Origin of the sequence: Pseudomonas sp. EL_65y_Pfl2_R96, from assembly GCF_963970905.1 — a bacterium.
Taxonomy (GTDB): Bacteria; Pseudomonadota; Gammaproteobacteria; order Pseudomonadales; family Pseudomonadaceae; genus Aquipseudomonas.
The window spans coordinates 1-570 of the sequence record NZ_CAXAQH010000178.1 but is presented as its reverse complement, the minus strand read 5'-3'; the positions used below and the strand labels follow the sequence as shown (position 1 = coordinate 570).

At 66.3% G+C, this 570-nt stretch carries 1 protein-coding gene; it reads left to right on the top strand.

The annotated features are described in order from the left end of the window. A partial coding sequence (locus AACY49_RS30085) for a fructose-bisphosphatase class II (RefSeq protein WP_339527877.1) occupies nucleotides 1-570 on the top strand: 570 nt, incomplete at both ends.

Sequence of the window (570 nt, the reverse complement as noted above, 5' to 3'; positions counted from 1 at the left end):
CGTGTACATGGACAAGATCGCCTGCGGCCCGGGCTATCCCGAGGGCATTATCGATCTCGACAAATCGCCGACGGAGAATGTCCGCGCGCTCGCCGCTGCCAAGGGGGTGGAACCGCGCGAGATCATCGCCTGCGTGCTCGATCGCCCGCGCCACCAGAAACTGATCGCCGAACTGCGCGAAGTCGGCTGCGGCATCATGCTGATCGGCGATGGCGACGTCGCGGGCGTGATCGCGACCACCAACCCCGACACCACCATCGACATCTATATGGGTGCGGGTGGCGCGCCCGAGGGCGTGCTGGCGGCAGCGGCGCTGCGCTGCGTCGGCGGGCAGTTCAAGGGCCGACTGCTGTTCCGCAACGATGATGAGCGCGCCCGCGCCGCCAAATGGGGCGTGACCGAACTCGATAAGCAATATGATCTGACCGAGCTCGCGCGCGGTGATTGCATCTTCGCCGCAACCGGCGTCACCGATGGGTCGCTGCTCGCAGGCGTCAAGCGCAAGGGCCATGTGATGACCACCGAAAGCGTGGTGATGCGCGCCAGCTCGGGCACGGTGCGCTGGGTCAA